The following is a 15545-nucleotide window of genomic DNA, read 5'->3' on the forward strand; positions in this document are numbered from 1 at the left end:
GCCTCGCCACCAGGGCAGACGGTGCCCGCGACCCTTGCCCAGAAGGTGTGGGCTGACCATGTGGTCCGCTCTGCCAGCGGCGAACCTGACCTGCTTTACATCGACCTGCATCTTCTGCACGAGGTCACCAGTCCGCAGGCCTTCGACGGATTGCGTTTATCCGGACGCCGCCTGCGCCGTCCGGATCTCACTGTGGCCACCGAGGATCACAATGTCCCCACTCTTCCTGGCCCAATTGCGGATCCCACCAGCAAGGTTCAAGTGGAGACCCTGCGGGCGAATTGCGCAGAATTCGGTGTCCAGCTCTTTCCGATGGGTGACCCTCACCAGGGGATCGTGCACATCATCAGCCCCGAACTTGGCCTGACTCAACCGGGGATGACCATCGTCTGTGGCGATAGTCACACCTCCACCCATGGCGCATTTGGGGCGCTGGCATTCGGGATCGGGACCAGCGAGGTCGAACATGTCATGGCGACTCAAACGCTGCCACTGGCCCCATTCAAGACCATGGCGATTCATCTTGAAGGTGTCATTCCTGAGGCAGTGACCAGCAAGGACATCATTCTTGCTGTCATCGCCAAGATCGGTACCGGGGGAGGGCAGGGATACGTCCTGGAATACCGTGGTGGTGCGGTGGAGTCCATGTCGATGGAAGCCCGGATGACGATCTGCAATATGAGCATCGAGGCTGGGGCGCGGGCCGGCATGATCGCCCCCGACGAGACCACCTTCGCTTATCTGCGCGGTCGTCCCCATGCCCCGGTCGGTGCGGCCTGGGATGCGGCGATAGCTTCGTGGCGAAGCCTCGCTAGCGACCCCGGGGCAACGTACGACCGTGAAGTCCATCTCGATGTGTCCACGCTCACCCCCTATGTGACCTGGGGAACCAATCCTGCTCAAGGGGCTTCGCTAGATGCGGTGGTTCCAGATCCAGACCGGATCGCAGAGCCTCAGGAGGCAGCCGCTGCCCGAGCCGCCTTGGACTACATGGGACTGACTCCAGGCACAGCTTTGCGTGACATCACCATTGACACGGTCTTTGTGGGCTCTTGCACCAATGGGCGGATCGAAGACCTCCGTCTTGTCGCCGACATCCTCCACGGGCGACAGGTTGCGCCTCAGACGCAATTACTCGTGGTCCCTGGGTCGGCCCAGGTTCGGGCGCAAGCTGAAGCGGAAGGCTTGCACGAGACCATCCTCGCGGCTGGTGGGCAATGGCGGCTGCCTGGATGTTCTCTGTGTCTGGGCATGAACCCGGACCAGCTTGCTCCCGGACAGCGCAGTGCCTCGACGTCCAACCGCAACTTCGAGGGTCGACAGGGCCCGAAGGGGCGTACCCACCTGGTCGGCCCGCAGGTTGCCGCAGCCACTGCTGTCCTCGGGCGGCTCGCCGCACCCGCCGACCTGGACTGACCAGCAGCGCCCCGATAGACCGCCCGACCAGCTATCACCGACCCGCCGTACCCGATCCGGCGGTTTCCCGCAGATGCGACCCTGTCCGAGGAGGACGCTGTGGAGAAGTTCACCACCCACACCGGAATTGCAGCGCCACTGCGCCGCAGCAATGTGGACACCGACCAGATCATCCCCGCCTCGTACCTCAAACGGGTCACCCGCACCGGTTTCGAGGACGGCCTGTTCGCGGCGTGGCGCACCGAACCGGACTTCGTTCTCAACAAGCCCGCCTATGCGGCGGCCTCGGTCCTCATCGCCGGTTCTGACTTTGGGACGGGCAGTTCCCGAGAACACGCAGTGTGGGCCTTGCAGGATCACGGATTTCGGGTGGTGATCAGTCCGCGTTTTGCCGATATTTTCCGGGGCAACTCGGGCAAAGCCGGTCTCCTTGCCGCTCACGTTAGCGCTGCCGATGGCGAGCGTCTGATGGCCGCCGTGGAGCAACGCCCTGGGTTGGAAGTCACCGTTGATCTGATTGCGCGCGAGATCAATTGCGCAGAAATCACCGTGCCCTTCCAGGTTGATGACCACGTCCGGTGGCGGCTGTTGGAAGGACTCGACGACATCGCCCTGACCCTGCAACACCAGGACCGCATTGAGGCCTTCGAAGCGCTCCGACCTGCCTTCCGACCGGTCGTTCAGGGGGTCCGCTCGGTCGAGAGGTGAGAGGAGCATCGTTGTTTTCATGAGATCCTGAGCCGCGCAACACCGCTCGGGATCATCACGGCCAAAGGCGTCCCGTGGGTGGTTGATGTGCTGCCCAAAACGACGTGAGCAGCGCAGATGCCACAGATTCGAGTCTGACCTTGCGATCGTCGTCGACCCTGTCGGTGGTGATCAGCCGGGTTCCACTGTGGTTCTTGCGACCTCGGCCGATAAGGGGGGCGACTCCTCTGTATTTGGACGGGTCACCAGAAGTACAGGACGACACAGTCCTCTGTGGGTGTGGCCAGGCGTAGCGACCCTACGTCGGTCCCGCCCGGCAGAGAACCGTCAACGGAACGCCACCGGCAGGGTCCCTCATTGCTCGACCGGTGACGTGCACATGGACGTGGGGGGGCACGGTGCTCTTGCCACAGCAGCGTGATCGGCATGCCGGTCGGGCCACATCTCTGGAGGGAGAGGAAGAACGTGAACAAGGCTGATCTGGTCGACGCTCTTGAGAGTCGACTTGGGGGGAAGAAGCAGGCCGCCGAAGCCATCGAGGCCATCTTCGACATCATCATCCGCGAGGTTGCTCGCGGCGGGAAGGTCGGTATCACCGGCTTCGGGACGTTCGAACGCGCAGACCGCGCGGCACGCACCGGCCGGAACCCGAGGACGGGGCAGTCGGTACGGATCGAATCCACTGCGGTGCCCAAGTTCCGTCCCGGAACCGCTTTCAAGATGTACGTCGCAGAACCGGCGACCCTGCCCGAGTCTGGGCCCGCTGCAGCACGTGCCGCAGCAGGAACGGCAGCGGAAGTACGCGCTGCGGCGCAGGCTGCCATCGCCGCAGCTAAATCCAAGCGCACCAAGAAGTCCGCTTGACCTCAGGCGCTACTGCCGCGATGGAGTATCCGTCGTGACGGTCGATGCCCCAGCTGCCGGAGTTGCTGGCGTGGCGAGTGCCGCACCCTCATGCGGGGGCGCGGCACTCGTCGGTGCTCCGTGATGACGCTGAGTCATGGCTGCGATGACCGGCATGCTCTGCGTTCGAATCGCGACCCCCGAAGTTGAGATGTTCTGAACCATCGTCCATGCCTGTGACGTGCGCTGATGCTCTCTGTCAGGGCGCGCTGGTGGGGTGGAGACGAGCACCGGATTCCCTGGGGGCGGGCCTGCCGTGGGATTCTGACACCTGATCTGCCCCGGCATCGGGTCGGGCGCGACGAATTCCGACGGCTCATCGTGCCGTCCCGCCAGGAGGAGCCCGTTGACGGTTTACAAGCCGCAGCAGGATGGTCTGTCCTCGACCTACCGCTTCGGAATGTTCCTCGTCCGCAACAGCATTCATGCTTGCACCAAGGACCGCTGGGAGGGAGCGGACAAGCTGCCTGAACGAGGAGGATTCCTCGTCTGTGCCAACCACATCTCCCAAGCGGACCCACTTGCTGTCGCCCGGTTCTTATTCGACCACGGTTATCCGCCGTACTTCCTGGCTAAGGAATCGCTTTTTCGGGCACCACTGCTGGGTCCCTTCATGCGCGGCGCCGGCCAGATCCCTGTCCACCGCGGTACGTCGCGCGCAGTAGCGGCCTACCACGACGCCGTCCAAGCCATTGAAGATGGTAAATGCGTGGTCATCTTCCCAGAGGGCACCCTGACCTACGATCCTTTGGGGTGGCCCATGACCGGCAAAACCGGCGCTGCTCGGATCGCGCTCGCCACCGGCAGACCAGTCGTGCCGCTGGCCCAATGGGGTGCTCAATTCATCCGCCACCGTCGCCGTCACACCGGGGGATTGCGGGTCAATAGCTACATGCGCGTCGGCCACCCGCTCCAACTGGACGACCTCATCGACCAAGACGTGGACGGACCGCTGCTGCGCCAAGCCACGACGCGCATCCTGGACGCCATCACCCACGAACTAGAACACATCCGAGGCGAGAAAATGCCCCCAGGAAGGTGGGACCTGGCAGCCAAGCGTCGAGTTCCCCGAGATAGCTGCGAGGAGACACGATGAGACAGGTCACCATCATGGGGGCTGGGAGCTGGGGAACGGCCTTCTCCACCGTGGTGTGCGATGCCGGGTCCCCGGTGCGCCTCTGGGCTCGCCGACCCGAACTTGCCGACACCATCACCACCCGCCGAGTCAACCCGGATTACCTCCCCGACGTGCCTCTTTCGGATGGACTCCACGCCACCTCAGACCCCGCAGCGGCGCTCGCTGACGCTGAGATCGTGATTTTGGCGATCCCTAGCCAGCGGTTACGGCAGAACCTTGAAGAATGGGGACAACTCATTCCGCACGACGCCTTGGTGCTTTCGCTGGCCAAGGGCATTGAAGTGGGGACCACACTGCGGATGAGTGAGTTGATCACCCAGGTCGCCCAGATCGACCCAGCACGGGTCGCAGTCCTCTCTGGGCCCAACTTGTCGCACGAGATCGCTGCCCGCCAGCCAGCAGCCAGTGTGATTGCTTCCTCGAGGGCAGCCACTGCTGAGCTGATCGCGCAGACCGTGGCGACTCCTTCCTTCCGGCCGTACACCGACACTGACGTTGTGGGCTGTGAACTTGGTGGGGTGACTAAAAATGTGGTCGCACTCGCTGTGGGAATGGCGGAGGGGCTGGGGTTGGGCGACAACACCAAAGCGACTCTGATCACTCGTGGGTTGGCTGAGACAGTGCGGTTGGGGATCGCATTGGGAGCGCAGCCGCGCACCTTCCAAGGTTTAGCTGGAGTCGGAGATCTCATCGCTACCTGCATGTCCCCGCTGTCGAGGAACCACACGGTCGGGGTGGCCCTTGGGCAAGGACGCACAGTTGACGATGTGATTGCCGCCACACGGCAGACGGCAGAGGGGGTCACCTCCTGCGGTTCGCTCCTGGCCCTGGCTCAAGCGCACCAAGTCGACGTTCCACTGGTCGAATCCGTGGTGGCGGTGGTCCATGACGGCCATCACCCAGCGTTGATTGCTGGCTCCCTCATGGCCCGGGAACTCAAGGCTGAGAAGGCATGACTGGTCGTTCAGGGACCGGCTCGAGAAGCCTGTGGCGTGGAGCACACCTTTCGGTCGACCAGAATGGTCCAACCATGACCGTGGTATCAGATCAACGACGGTGGACGATGCGATGACGACCAACGACCCTCTCACAGACCGTGCTGATTCTGCCGAGGCGCAGCAGCCATCCGGGCTCAAACGTGAGCTGAAAGCTCGGCATCTCAACATGATCGCCATCGGTGGGGCGATCGGTACCGGACTGTTCGTGGCGTCCGGAGCGAGCATTAGCCAGGCCGGTCCGGGTGGTGCGTTGCTGGCTTACGCCGGTATCGGGGTCATGGTCTTCCTGCTGATGCAGAGCCTGGGTGAGATGGCCACCTACCTTCCGGTGGCAGGTTCTTTCGAGGCCTTCGGTACCCGCTTCGTCAGCGCATCTTTCGGGTTCGCCACCGGGTGGAACTACTGGTTCAACTGGGCCATCACCGTCGCTGCCGAACTGGTCGCAGCCTCCTTGGTGATGCGGTATTGGCTTCCGGACAGCGCGGCTTGGATTTGGTCCGCGCTCTTCCTGACCATCCTGTTCTTGTTAAACGCCGCCAGTGTCGGAGTCTTCGGGGAGAGCGAGTTCTGGTTCGCCGGAATCAAGGTCATCACCGTGCTGGTCTTCCTGGGCATCGGAGTGCTGATGATCCTGGGTATCTTGTCTGGCCCCTCACCGGGGCTGTCCAACTGGACCACAGGCGAGGCGCCCTTTGTCGGTGGTCCTGCTTCTGTGCTGGCGATTTTCATGATCGCGGGATTCTCCTTCCAGGGAACAGAACTGATCGCTGTCGCTGCAGGTGAAGCCGATCATCCAGAACGGACGATCCCGCGGGCCATCCGCGCGGTCTTCATGCGGATCATGCTGTTTTACATCGGTGCCATCGCCGTCATCGGTTTCTTGCTGCCATACACCGATCCCCGCCTGCTAGAGCAGGGAGTGGAGACGGTAGCAGTGTCTCCGTTCACCCTGGTCTTCGAACGTGCCGGGGTGCTGGGAGCGGCTACGTTGCTCAACGCCGTGATCCTGACGTCCATCTTGTCCGCGGGTAATTCCGGGATGTTCGCCTCGACCCGGATGCTGTATGCACTGGCGTTGGACGGGAAAGCACCGCGGTTCCTCTCCCACACCAACTCTCGAGGCGTACCGATGCCGGCGCTGCTGGCAACGACCGCCGTCGGGGGCTTGTGTTTCTTGACTAGCCTGATGGGTGAAGGGAAGGCGTATACCTGGCTGGTCAATGCGTCTGGGTTGGCTGGCTTTATCACTTGGATGGGCATTGCGTGGTGTCATTACCGCTTCCGGCGGGCCTACGTGGCCCAGGGGCATGACCCCGCAGATCTGCCCTACCGGGCTCGCTGGTTCCCCCTCGGACCAATCGTCGCCTTGACGATGTGTGCCGTGGTGATCGTGGGGCAAAACTATGAGGCGCTCGTCGGCGGGATCAAGTGGCACGAATTGGCGTCGTCATACATTGGGCTCCCGCTGTTCTTGGCGCTGTGGTTCGGCCACAAATGGGCCACGTCGTCCCAGATGGTGCGGTTGGAAGAGGCGGACCTGAGCCGGCAGTGATGCTGCCCGTCCCGATCCGTAATCAGTGGTGGCAGGAGGTGCACGAGGACCGCGTAAAGTGCTCTGCGATGAGCACACAACAGCCCCGTAAGCCCCGTGTGGCCCTAGTCTTCGGCGGTCGTTCCTCCGAGCACCCGGTGTCCTGTGTCACTGCCGCTAGTGTGATGGCGGCTGTTGACCGCGACCGCTATGAGGTGGTGCCCATCGGGATCACCCGCGAGGGAAAGTGGTTGGTCCACGACGGGGACCTGTCCGCATTGACCTTCTCTGGCTCGCAACTGCCCCAGGTCCTCGGTGAGGGGGTGGAGGTGGCAGTGCCGCTGTCCCAAGAGGAGAGGGGACTTCGTGCTGTTGGCCACGACGCCGATGGCGCAGGTTTACGCGATGTCGAGGTGGTCTTCCCGCTGTTGCACGGCCCGTTCGGTGAAGACGGCACCCTACAAGGGATGCTGGACTTAGCCGATGTCCGGTACGTCGGTTCGGGAGTCCTTGCGTCCGCGGTGATGATGGACAAGCACTACATGAAAGTGGTGTTTGCCGCTGCAGGCCTGACCGTAGGTCCGTATCAGGTCATCACTGACAAGGACTGGTGCCGTGACTCTCAGGCTGCTCTGGATCGCTGTGCTCAGTTGCAATTCCCGCTGTACGTGAAGCCATGTCGGGCTGGGTCAAGTGTCGGGATCACTCGGGTCGAGCATGCTGAAGAGTTGCGGGCTGCGGTTGAAGCAGCTCGAGAGCATGACCCGAAAGTGATCGTCGAGGAAGGCATTTTCGGTCGGGAGATCGAGTGTGGCGTTCTGGAAGGGCATCACGGGGAGCCGGATCGGGCGAGCCCGCTGGGTGAGATCGTCGTCGAGCAGGGGCACGCGTTCTACGACTTTGAGGCTAAATACCTCGATGGGGATGACGTGCGGTTGTCCTGTCCGGCTGTGATGCCTGAGGCGGATGCGGAGCATATTCGAGAGCAAGCAATTCGGGCCTTTCACGCTGCTGGATGCGAGGGTCTAGCGCGGGTTGATTTCTTCTACACCCCGCAAGGCCAGATCATCATCAATGAGATCAATACGATGCCGGGATTCACTCCGTTCTCTATGTATCCACGGTTGTGGCAGGAAGCTGGAATCTCCTACACCGATCTCATCAGCGAACTGATCGAGCTGGCTCTGGAACGGCGCACTGGGCTGCGGTGAAACTGAGCTGCTGGTCTTTGGGACAGTGGTGGCGCAGGCCTCGGATCGACCGATCCGAGGCGGAAGGAGATGTCGTGCACGAACGGCAAATCGCAGTGGCCGCTGCGATGGAAAAAGCCGGAGTGGTCCCTCGGATCAGGGTCCTTCACGAGGAGACTAAGACGGCTGCGGCGGCTGCGGCGTATCTCGGTTGTCCAGTGGGGGCGATTGCTAACAGCTTGATCTTCGACGCTGATGGTGACGCAGTGCTGGTCATGGCGAGCGGAGCGGCCAAGGTCGATACCGACAAAGTTGCGGCGGTGTTCGGAGCGAATCGGGTCGGAAGAGCGACGCCCGCGCAGGTACGCGCCGCCACGGGGCAGGTCATCGGTGGGGTAGCTCCGACTGGTCATCCGCGACGCCTGCGTACCGTGGTTGACGTCGAACTTAAGGCGTATGAGGAAATATGGGCTGCGGCGGGGACTGCTGACAGTCTGATGTCGTTGACCTACCCCGACCTGTTAGTCATCACGGCAGGTACGGAGGCCGTCGTACGGTCATCATCCCGGGACACCCCAGGATTGCTGCCACGCCAGTGACGCAAACGGTCATCGGCAGTGGTGACCGGTGTCCGGCAGGGCGCGGGCTGCGTCAGCGAACGCTCCGAGGATCAGTGGTTCCGGTGAGTACTGACGCGGGACGAGGACCTCAATGGCAGGGTCACGTCCATAACTGACGAAGGCCATCCCATCAGGCAAGGGGCGGGCCACCCACCCGATGCCGTTCGCATCGATGCATTCGTCGGTAGTGGGACTGGGGCTGTCCATGCCACATCGGGCAATGATGGTTGGATCACCCCAGCCGACTGCCCCTGCAGGATCGTCCGGAAGGTCAATGCGTTCCATCCCGCCGACGGAGGCTGGCCAGTGCCTGCCCACTGCGGCGCATGCGGCAGAGTCCCCGCGGCGGGCTGGACGCACCTCTGGGCCGCCTGGCAGCGCCTGGTATACCCCGAACCCTACGGCGCACAGGACAAAGACGCCCAGAAGGCTCAGGATGATCGATCGTCGAGGCCGGTGGTGGGGCGACGCGGTGGTGTGGCTCAGCGGTCAGCCGTGAACGACGGTGCAGGTAGTGGTGCGGGTGATACTGGGGACTTCCTGGATCCGAGCGATCACGAGTTTGCCGAGCGCTTCGATGGATTCGGCTTCCAGGTGGGCGATCACGTCGTAGGGTCCGGTCACTTCAGCAACGTTGACGACCCCGTCCAGTTCAGTGATGGCGGCGTGCACCACGGAGGACTTCCCTACTTCCGTCTGGATGAGGATGTAGGCCTGGACCATGATGTCTCCTGACGTGTCGGCTCGGGATGTGTCTTCGTGGTCAGCACGCTACCCTGCTTGCCCGCTGTGAACCCATGGATCGGATGACAATGCTTCCTGCTGACGCTGCCCGTACCGACCGGCCGACTCGCTTGCGTGATCTCTCCGAGGAAGAGCTGTTGTCGGTGATCATGCCGGTGATGCGGTATGACGATGAGCGGATGGTTGTCGGACCGGGGGATGACGCCGCAGTGATGGGACTCAGCGAGGGTCGGGTCGTGATCACCACGGATGCGATGGTTCGAGGGGTGGACTGGCGCGATGACTGGTCTAGCGGCATCGATGTGGGGCGAAAGGTCATCGCGCAGAATCTGGGAGACGTGGCAGCGATGGGAGCAGTCCCGGCAGGGGTGGTGGTGACCCTGCTCGCCGATCCGGACACCACAGTGGAGTGGGTGGTGGATGTGTCGACGGGGATCGCGGCGGCGGCTGCGGCTGCGGGATGCCCGGTTCTCGGTGGTGACCTTGGGTGCGCCGGTCAGGGTGCGGTGGTGGTGTCAGTGACTGCGCTGGGTGATCTTCAGGGAAGACGCGCGGTGCTGCGGTCGGGGGCTCGCCCGGGTGATGTGGTCGCTGTCTCAGGAAGCCTGGGGCGGTCCGGCGCAGGCTTGACCTTGTTAACAGAAGGGGTGTCGTCGCCCCTGACAGGGCGATGGGCTGGGGTGGCCCGGGAATTGATAGAAACCCATAGAGCCCCGGTGACCCCCGTGCATGCGGGACCATGTGCCGCGGTAGCCGGGGCGAGAGCCATGATCGATATCAGTGACGGTTTGGTCCGTGACGCAGGGAGAGTGGCTGCTGCTAGTGGCGTCTGTTTGTCCCTCAACTCCGCAGCGTTAACGACGGACGTCGACCTGATTGCTGGGGTGCTGGGGGTGGATACCGCCTGGGAGATGGTCCTCGGCGGTGGTGAGGAGCATTCGCTGTTGGCGATTTTCCCTGCCGAGGTGTCATTGCCCGGTGATTTTCGCTGTATCGGTGCGGTGTCACCGGGCGCTGGGGTCCAGTTGGATGGTGCACCCTGTGTGATGCGGGGCTGGGATCATTTCGCCGGTTGACGTCACCGGGAGGTCCATCACGCGGTGATGATCGAGGCGCCTAGATCATGGTTGTAGAGCGGGGGAGGGCGTGCTGCAGAGCGCAGCGGCCTCCTGGCGTGGCTGCCAGCAGATCGTGCCGATATACGACAAAAGCCGCTCCCAACCTGCGGGAGCGGCGTCAGTCGTGAAGGGAACGTCAGCGCTTTACCTTGCCAGCCTTCAGGCAGGAGGTGCAGACATTCAGTCGCTTCGGCGTCTTTCCGGTCACACCGACAAACGCCTTGACCCGCTGGATGTTGGGTGTCCAGCGGCGGTTGGTGCGGCGGTGCGAATGCGAGATGTTGTGGCCGAAGCTCGGCCCCTTGCCGCAGACGTCGCAGTTGGCAGCCACAGGAATCTCCTAGCAGGAACGTGATGATCAACGTCAGAAACCCCTGTGACGCACCCGGCTTGTCATAGCGCGGCTTGCCCACAGGGAACCGGTCAAGCGTAGCCGAGTCCCGGGCACTTGCCCAAATGCGCAGGAATGACGCCACCCAGCCTAGGAAGACACCCCTCCCTTGACCAGGGGACACAGCATCCTCCCGATACCCTTCTCCCTGTCCCGAAGCGTGTCCCCACGGGTTGGGCAAAGCATCAAGGCAGCATGACGGACTGATAGGAGGTGGCGGTGAGTGCCTATCCGGGCCGATTAACCCCACGTGCGGCGCGACAATGGCTGGCCATTGCGCAGTGCCGACTCCGACGAGCCCGTAAGGATATCGATGAACTCAATGTCTTTCCGGTCCCTGACGGCGATACCGGAAGCAATCTGTACCAGACCTTCACGGCAGCCAGCCACGCCGCTCTCTTAGCGCCGACCGGGATGGTCGCATCTGCGCAGGAGATGGCAGCAGCGGCGTTGCTGTCTGCCAGGGGAAACTCGGGAATGATTCTCGCCCAGATCCTGCGCGGAGTCGCTGAGGTCACCGCAGCAGAACCCGACGCAAACACCCGCGGATTGTCGACATCCGCCGTCGCCGCAGCACTGGACCGAGCCCGGCGGCATGCCCGTTCCTGCCTGGGCGACCCCGTGGAAGGCACCATGCTGACCGTGATCGATGCTGCCGCTGACGGTGCCCTCGCTGCCGTTCAGGACGACGGCGATCTGGCCGCGACCAGCACGGCCGCGCACGCTGCAGCGCGGGTAGCGCTGGCCTGCACTCGCAGCCAACTTCCCGCCCTCACTGACGCTGGGATCGTCGACGCGGGTGGCGCTGGGCTGGTGATCCTCCTCGAAGCCCTTGAGGACGTCCTATCTGGGGCCACTCTCCTCCCTGCCGGAGCCGCACGACCCATGCCCCTTGATGGCCGGCACGCCCGATTCGCGCTCGACCGGCACCTGCCTGAAGTCCACGGCTACGAAGTCATGTATCAACTGTCGCATTTGTTGACATCCGACCAAAACCGTCTTCGTGATGCCCTGACCCGTCACGGAGACAGTGTGGTCGTGGCCGCTGGTCCAGACGCTGTCCGCGTTCACCTGCACTGCGAGGACCCCGAAGAGGCTCTCAACATCGCCAGCCGGTTCGCGACTCCGACCCAGGTGACTATCACCGCGCTGACCGGGCCGGGGCATGGCGCGTCCCCGCAGCGCGGGCAGCGTCAAGACCGCCAAGATCCTGCCACTCGATACGTCGCCCTCATCACAGGTCGACGACTCAGCGCCGCTCTCGCCGAGCATGCGATCCCCGCAGTCCACACTGCACAGCAGCTTCACGATCTCCTCACCGCGCCAGAGCTTGCTGGGACAGGATCACCGACCGTCGACACACTCCTGGTCATCCACCACCCTGACAGTCGGCAGATCATCTCCCTGGCCCAAGGGTCGTCCTCCGGCCAGGGAGGCACGGTAGCCATCATCGAGACCACCAGCGTCACCAGGGCCTTGGCAGCTCTCGCCGTACACGACCCTGCTTCACCCATGCAGGACGCCTGCACCGCTATGGAGGCCGCCGCCGCATCCTGTATCTCGGCCCGGCTTCGTCGTACCCCCGCAGGGGACGTGGCACTGAGTATCGCTGGCTGGACCGCAACGACGTACGACGACCTCAGCCTTGCCGCCGCCGACATGCTGTCCGGTCTCTGTGCTGAGGATCATGAACTTGCCACGATCGTGACCGGAAACGGGCCGACAGCCCGTAACCTGACAGCCGAGCTATCAGACCTGTTCGCTCAGTACCGACCCCATCTGGACGTCGTCTGTTACCCCGGAGACCTCGACGATGACGAGGTAGAGGTCGGTTTCGAATGAGACATGCCGACAACCACGGAGGCAACCCAGGCCGATGGTGACCCTCAATACCCCGCTGACCCGAGCCATCAACGCCCCAGCGGCACGCCTCCTAGCGACCCACCGCGACCTGCACACCGTTGAAGACCTGTTGTGGTTCTTACCCCGTCGCTACCTGGACCGGCAGACCGACCTGGAATCCCTCCACATCGGCGATCCCATCTCCTTCGTCGGGGAAGTGATCACCGCCGCCACCCGGAGCATGCGGGCCCGCCGTGGCCGAATGCTCACCGCCACAGTACGCACCGCAAGTGGCCAACACATCGACCTCACTTTCTTCTCTGCCTACGGACATGAGGGTCGACTCATCCCTGGTGCCCACGGCATCTTCGCCGGCCAGGTGGGCCGTTACGGCGGTCGCTGGCAACTCGCGCATCCGGCGTACGAACTCTTTGGGGATCCCACGCAAGCCACTCCGGTCCTCCCTGATGACTCACAGGTCTTCCCGGTCTATCTCGACGTGCCGAAACTCCCTTCCTTCACCATCAGCAGATTGGTGCAACAGGTGCTCCTCACCGTGGAAGAACCTGACCATCCTGTGCCCACCGACGTTCGTGCTCGACGCCACCTGCCTTCCTTGATCGAAGCGATGCGGTGGGTGCACCTGCCGCAGGACGAGCAGCAACGACACCGCGGCCTGCACGCTCTCAAATATGAAGAAGCGTTCGTGTTGCAGACCGTCCTGGCCCGTCGTCGTGCCGAGGCGGCCCGTGCCGTGGCGTTACCCAGGGTGCCGCCAGCAGACGGATTGCTGCGCAGGTTTGATGCTCGGCTTCCCTTCCAGCTGACCACAGGCCAAGAGCGGGTCTGCGAACAGATCCTGCATGACCTGCGCAGAGAGCACCCGATGAACCGACTGCTTCAAGGCGATGTCGGCTCCGGAAAAACCGTCGTCGCTCTCCGCGCCATGCTTGCGGTGGTCGACGGCGGGGGACAGGCAGCGCTGCTCGCTCCAACTGAGGTTCTGGCCGCCCAACACCACCGGTCGATGACCTCCATGCTGGGCGACCTGGCCGAGGGGGGACTTCTCGGCGGAGCGGACCAGGGCACCCGAGTTGCTCTGCTCACCGGCAGCCAGTCCACTGCCCAACGCCGCCGAGCTCTCCTTCAGGTCGCCTCCGGAGAAGCGGGCATCGTCGTGGGAACCCACGCGCTGATCCAGGACTCGGTCCACTTCGCCGACCTTGGCCTGGTGGTGGTTGATGAGCAGCACCGCTTCGGCGTCGAACAACGCGATGCGCTCCGAGGTAAAGCTGCCGCCGGTCGTTCCCCACACGTCTTAGTCATGACCGCGACTCCGATTCCCCGGACCGTCGCGATGACCGTGTTTGGTGACATGGACACCTCGGTGCTGGATGAAGTCCCCGCGGGACGATCCCCCATCGCCACCCATGTCGTCGACAACCCCCGCTGGTACGAACGAATCTGGGAACGCGTCGCTGAAGAGGTGCAGGCTGGTCATCAGGTGTACGTCGTCTGCCCCCGCATCGGGGAACAGGACGACGACGCCCCGGTCAGTCCTGATGAAGAGATGCCCCACCCTGAATGGGAACATTCCGAAGAGCTCACCGACAACGACACTGCACCGCGGAGTGTGGTGGAGACCCTCACCGAGCTGCGGGAACACCCGGCCCTCGCTCACCTGAACATCGACCTGCTGCACGGCCGACTGTCCGCTGAGGAGAAAGACGCCCGGATGGCTGCTTTCACGGCGGGACACCTGGATGTGCTCGTCGCCACCACCGTCATCGAGGTCGGGGTGGACGTCCCCAACGCCACGGTGATGGTGATCCTCGACGCGGATCGTTTCGGCGTGAGCCAACTCCACCAGTTACGCGGCAGAGTCGGCCGAGGCACCGCACCTGGCCTGTGTTTGCTTGTCACCCGATCCACCACCGAGACCTCCCGAGAACGCTTAGCCGCGGTGGCATCCACCACTGATGGATTCGACCTGTCTCGACTTGATCTAGAGCTACGTCGGGAAGGGGACGTCCTAGGAGCACGCCAGGCAGGACGTGCCTCCTCGCTGCGGGTGTTGCGGATCCGGACCGATGAGAAGGTGATCACCGCAGCACGACGTGATGCCGCGGAGCTGGTCGCCGTAGACCCTGACCTGACCGGCCACCCAGCCCTCGCAGCCGCTGCAGGACGGATGGTTGATGCTGAACGTGCCGCGTTCCTTGAGCGCGGCTGAGAAGGGAAGACGATGACACGTCTGGTGGCTGGAGCAGCCGGTGGGGTGCGCTTGGCGACACCTGGGGGTAGCAGCACCCGCCCCACCAGTGAGCGGGTGCGTGAGGCACTGTTCTCCCGGTTGGTACACCTGGGGGCGGTGGACGGGGCGCACGTGCTCGACTTGTACGCCGGATCTGGGGCCCTCGGTCTGGAGGCGGCCTCCCGGGGTGCCTGCGCTGTCACTCTCGTTGAACACAACCGTCGGGCCGCCCACGTGGTCCGAGCCAACGTCGAGACGGTGGGGCGGGCGTTATCTGGCGCTGGTCGGAAGATGCATTGGGATATCGCGGTAGAGCCGGTACATCGTTTCTTGGCTGGGACACGCGGAGGATACGACCTGGTGCTCTCGGACCCCCCGTACGATCTTGCGGAGTCCGATCTGGCGGAAGACCTACTCCTCCTGACACGTCACGGCGTGCTGACTGACCAAGCCACGGTAGTGGTGGAGCGGTCGGTGCGTTCGCCGGAGCCGCTGTGGCCGCAGGGGATGATGCGGTGGGACGAGCGCCGGTACGGCGAAACGGTGCTGTGGTTCGCTGAGCCTGGTCGCGTGCCGGAATAAGAGGTGAGCGGGAACTGGCCAAGGCGGGGTGACCGGGAGATGGCCGGGCAATGGTGTGCACAGGGTGCCTTAGATTGCGTCTCGATTACGAAGCGGCCACACCGGCCCAT

15 protein-coding genes are annotated in these 15545 nt (G+C 63.5%); 12 read left to right on the plus strand and 3 right to left on the minus strand.

Annotation, left to right across the window (positions count from 1 at the left end; translation table 11 throughout):
• The first annotated feature begins 21 nt into the window (after positions 1–21).
• The 8 genes from leuC to KEM60_RS09655 all read left to right on the plus strand — a co-directional run bounded on the left by leuC (position 22) and on the right by KEM60_RS09655 (position 8483).
• Positions 22–1416 carry a 3-isopropylmalate dehydratase large subunit gene (gene leuC / locus KEM60_RS09620; RefSeq protein ID WP_219107289.1) on the plus strand — a complete coding sequence of 465 codons (1395 nt, stop codon included), beginning with the start codon at positions 22–24 and terminating at the stop codon, positions 1414–1416.
• A 99-nt stretch (positions 1417–1515) separates the two neighbouring features.
• Positions 1516–2124, plus strand: a complete 609-nt coding sequence (leuD, locus tag KEM60_RS09625) for a 3-isopropylmalate dehydratase small subunit (protein ID WP_219107290.1) — start codon at positions 1516–1518, stop codon at positions 2122–2124.
• A 465-nt stretch (positions 2125–2589) separates the two neighbouring features.
• Complete coding sequence (locus KEM60_RS09630; RefSeq protein WP_219107291.1) at positions 2590–2988, plus strand: HU family DNA-binding protein; 399 nt, start codon at positions 2590–2592, stop codon at positions 2986–2988.
• Positions 2989–3373: 385 nt separating this feature from the next.
• On the plus strand, positions 3374–4123 hold the full coding sequence (locus KEM60_RS09635; RefSeq protein WP_255574433.1) for a 1-acyl-sn-glycerol-3-phosphate acyltransferase: 750 nt from the start codon (positions 3374–3376) through the stop codon (positions 4121–4123).
• On the plus strand, positions 4120–5121 hold the full coding sequence (locus KEM60_RS09640; RefSeq protein WP_219107292.1) for an NAD(P)H-dependent glycerol-3-phosphate dehydrogenase: 1002 nt from the start codon (positions 4120–4122) through the stop codon (positions 5119–5121). Before KEM60_RS09635 ends, KEM60_RS09640 begins: the two co-directional genes overlap by 4 nt.
• Positions 5122–5329: 208 nt before the next feature.
• Positions 5330–6715 (plus strand): amino acid permease, encoded by a 1386-nt coding sequence (locus tag KEM60_RS09645; RefSeq protein WP_304502149.1) that lies wholly within the window; start codon positions 5330–5332, stop codon positions 6713–6715.
• A gap of 68 nt (positions 6716–6783) precedes the next feature.
• Positions 6784–7905, plus strand: coding sequence for a D-alanine--D-alanine ligase family protein (locus KEM60_RS09650; RefSeq protein ID WP_219107294.1), 1122 nt, complete (start codon positions 6784–6786; stop codon positions 7903–7905).
• A gap of 74 nt (positions 7906–7979) precedes the next feature.
• Positions 7980–8483 (plus strand): YbaK/EbsC family protein, encoded by a 504-nt coding sequence (locus tag KEM60_RS09655; RefSeq protein WP_255574436.1) that lies wholly within the window; start codon positions 7980–7982, stop codon positions 8481–8483.
• A gap of 9 nt (positions 8484–8492) precedes the next feature.
• On the opposite strand, the gene KEM60_RS09660 is transcribed toward KEM60_RS09655, so the two are convergent.
• Both KEM60_RS09660 and KEM60_RS09665 read right to left on the minus strand, forming a co-directional pair.
• Positions 8493–8990: a DUF3515 family protein gene (locus KEM60_RS09660; protein WP_370626352.1), complete on the minus strand. Its 498-nt coding sequence runs from the start codon at positions 8988–8990 to the stop codon at positions 8493–8495.
• Positions 8991–8993: 3 nt separating this feature from the next.
• On the minus strand, positions 8994–9227 hold the full coding sequence (locus tag KEM60_RS09665; protein ID WP_219107295.1) for an Lrp/AsnC family transcriptional regulator: 234 nt from the start codon (positions 9225–9227) through the stop codon (positions 8994–8996).
• Between the two features lie 83 nt (positions 9228–9310).
• Here KEM60_RS09665 and thiL point away from each other — a divergent pair, with 83 nt between their 5' ends.
• The gene (thiL, locus tag KEM60_RS09670) at positions 9311–10324 is read left to right on the plus strand and encodes a thiamine-phosphate kinase (RefSeq protein WP_370626345.1); all 1014 of its coding nucleotides are present in this window, start codon (positions 9311–9313) and stop codon (positions 10322–10324) included.
• Positions 10325–10502: 178 nt separating this feature from the next.
• Here thiL and rpmB read toward each other — a convergent pair whose 3' ends face one another.
• Complete coding sequence (gene rpmB, locus KEM60_RS09675) at positions 10503–10697, minus strand: 50S ribosomal protein L28 (protein ID WP_219107296.1); 195 nt, start codon at positions 10695–10697, stop codon at positions 10503–10505.
• Between the two features lie 279 nt (positions 10698–10976).
• Here rpmB and KEM60_RS09680 point away from each other — a divergent pair, with 279 nt between their 5' ends.
• From KEM60_RS09680 to rsmD, 3 genes are read left to right on the plus strand one after another with little or no spacing between them, the layout of a single operon-like run.
• Entirely contained in the window at positions 10977–12599 is a 1623-nt protein-coding gene (locus KEM60_RS09680; RefSeq protein WP_219107297.1) for a DAK2 domain-containing protein, read from the plus strand.
• A 34-nt stretch (positions 12600–12633) separates the two neighbouring features.
• Entirely contained in the window at positions 12634–14832 is a 2199-nt protein-coding gene (locus KEM60_RS09685) for an ATP-dependent DNA helicase RecG (RefSeq protein ID WP_219107298.1), read from the plus strand.
• A 12-nt stretch (positions 14833–14844) separates the two neighbouring features.
• The gene (gene rsmD / locus KEM60_RS09690) at positions 14845–15435 is read left to right on the plus strand and encodes a 16S rRNA (guanine(966)-N(2))-methyltransferase RsmD (RefSeq protein ID WP_219107299.1); all 591 of its coding nucleotides are present in this window, start codon (positions 14845–14847) and stop codon (positions 15433–15435) included.
• Positions 15436–15545: the final 110 nt, after the last annotated feature.

Origin of the sequence: Austwickia sp. TVS 96-490-7B (assembly GCF_019331795.1) — a bacterium.
In the GTDB taxonomy this organism is placed as follows: Bacteria; Actinomycetota; Actinomycetes; order Actinomycetales; family Dermatophilaceae; genus Austwickia.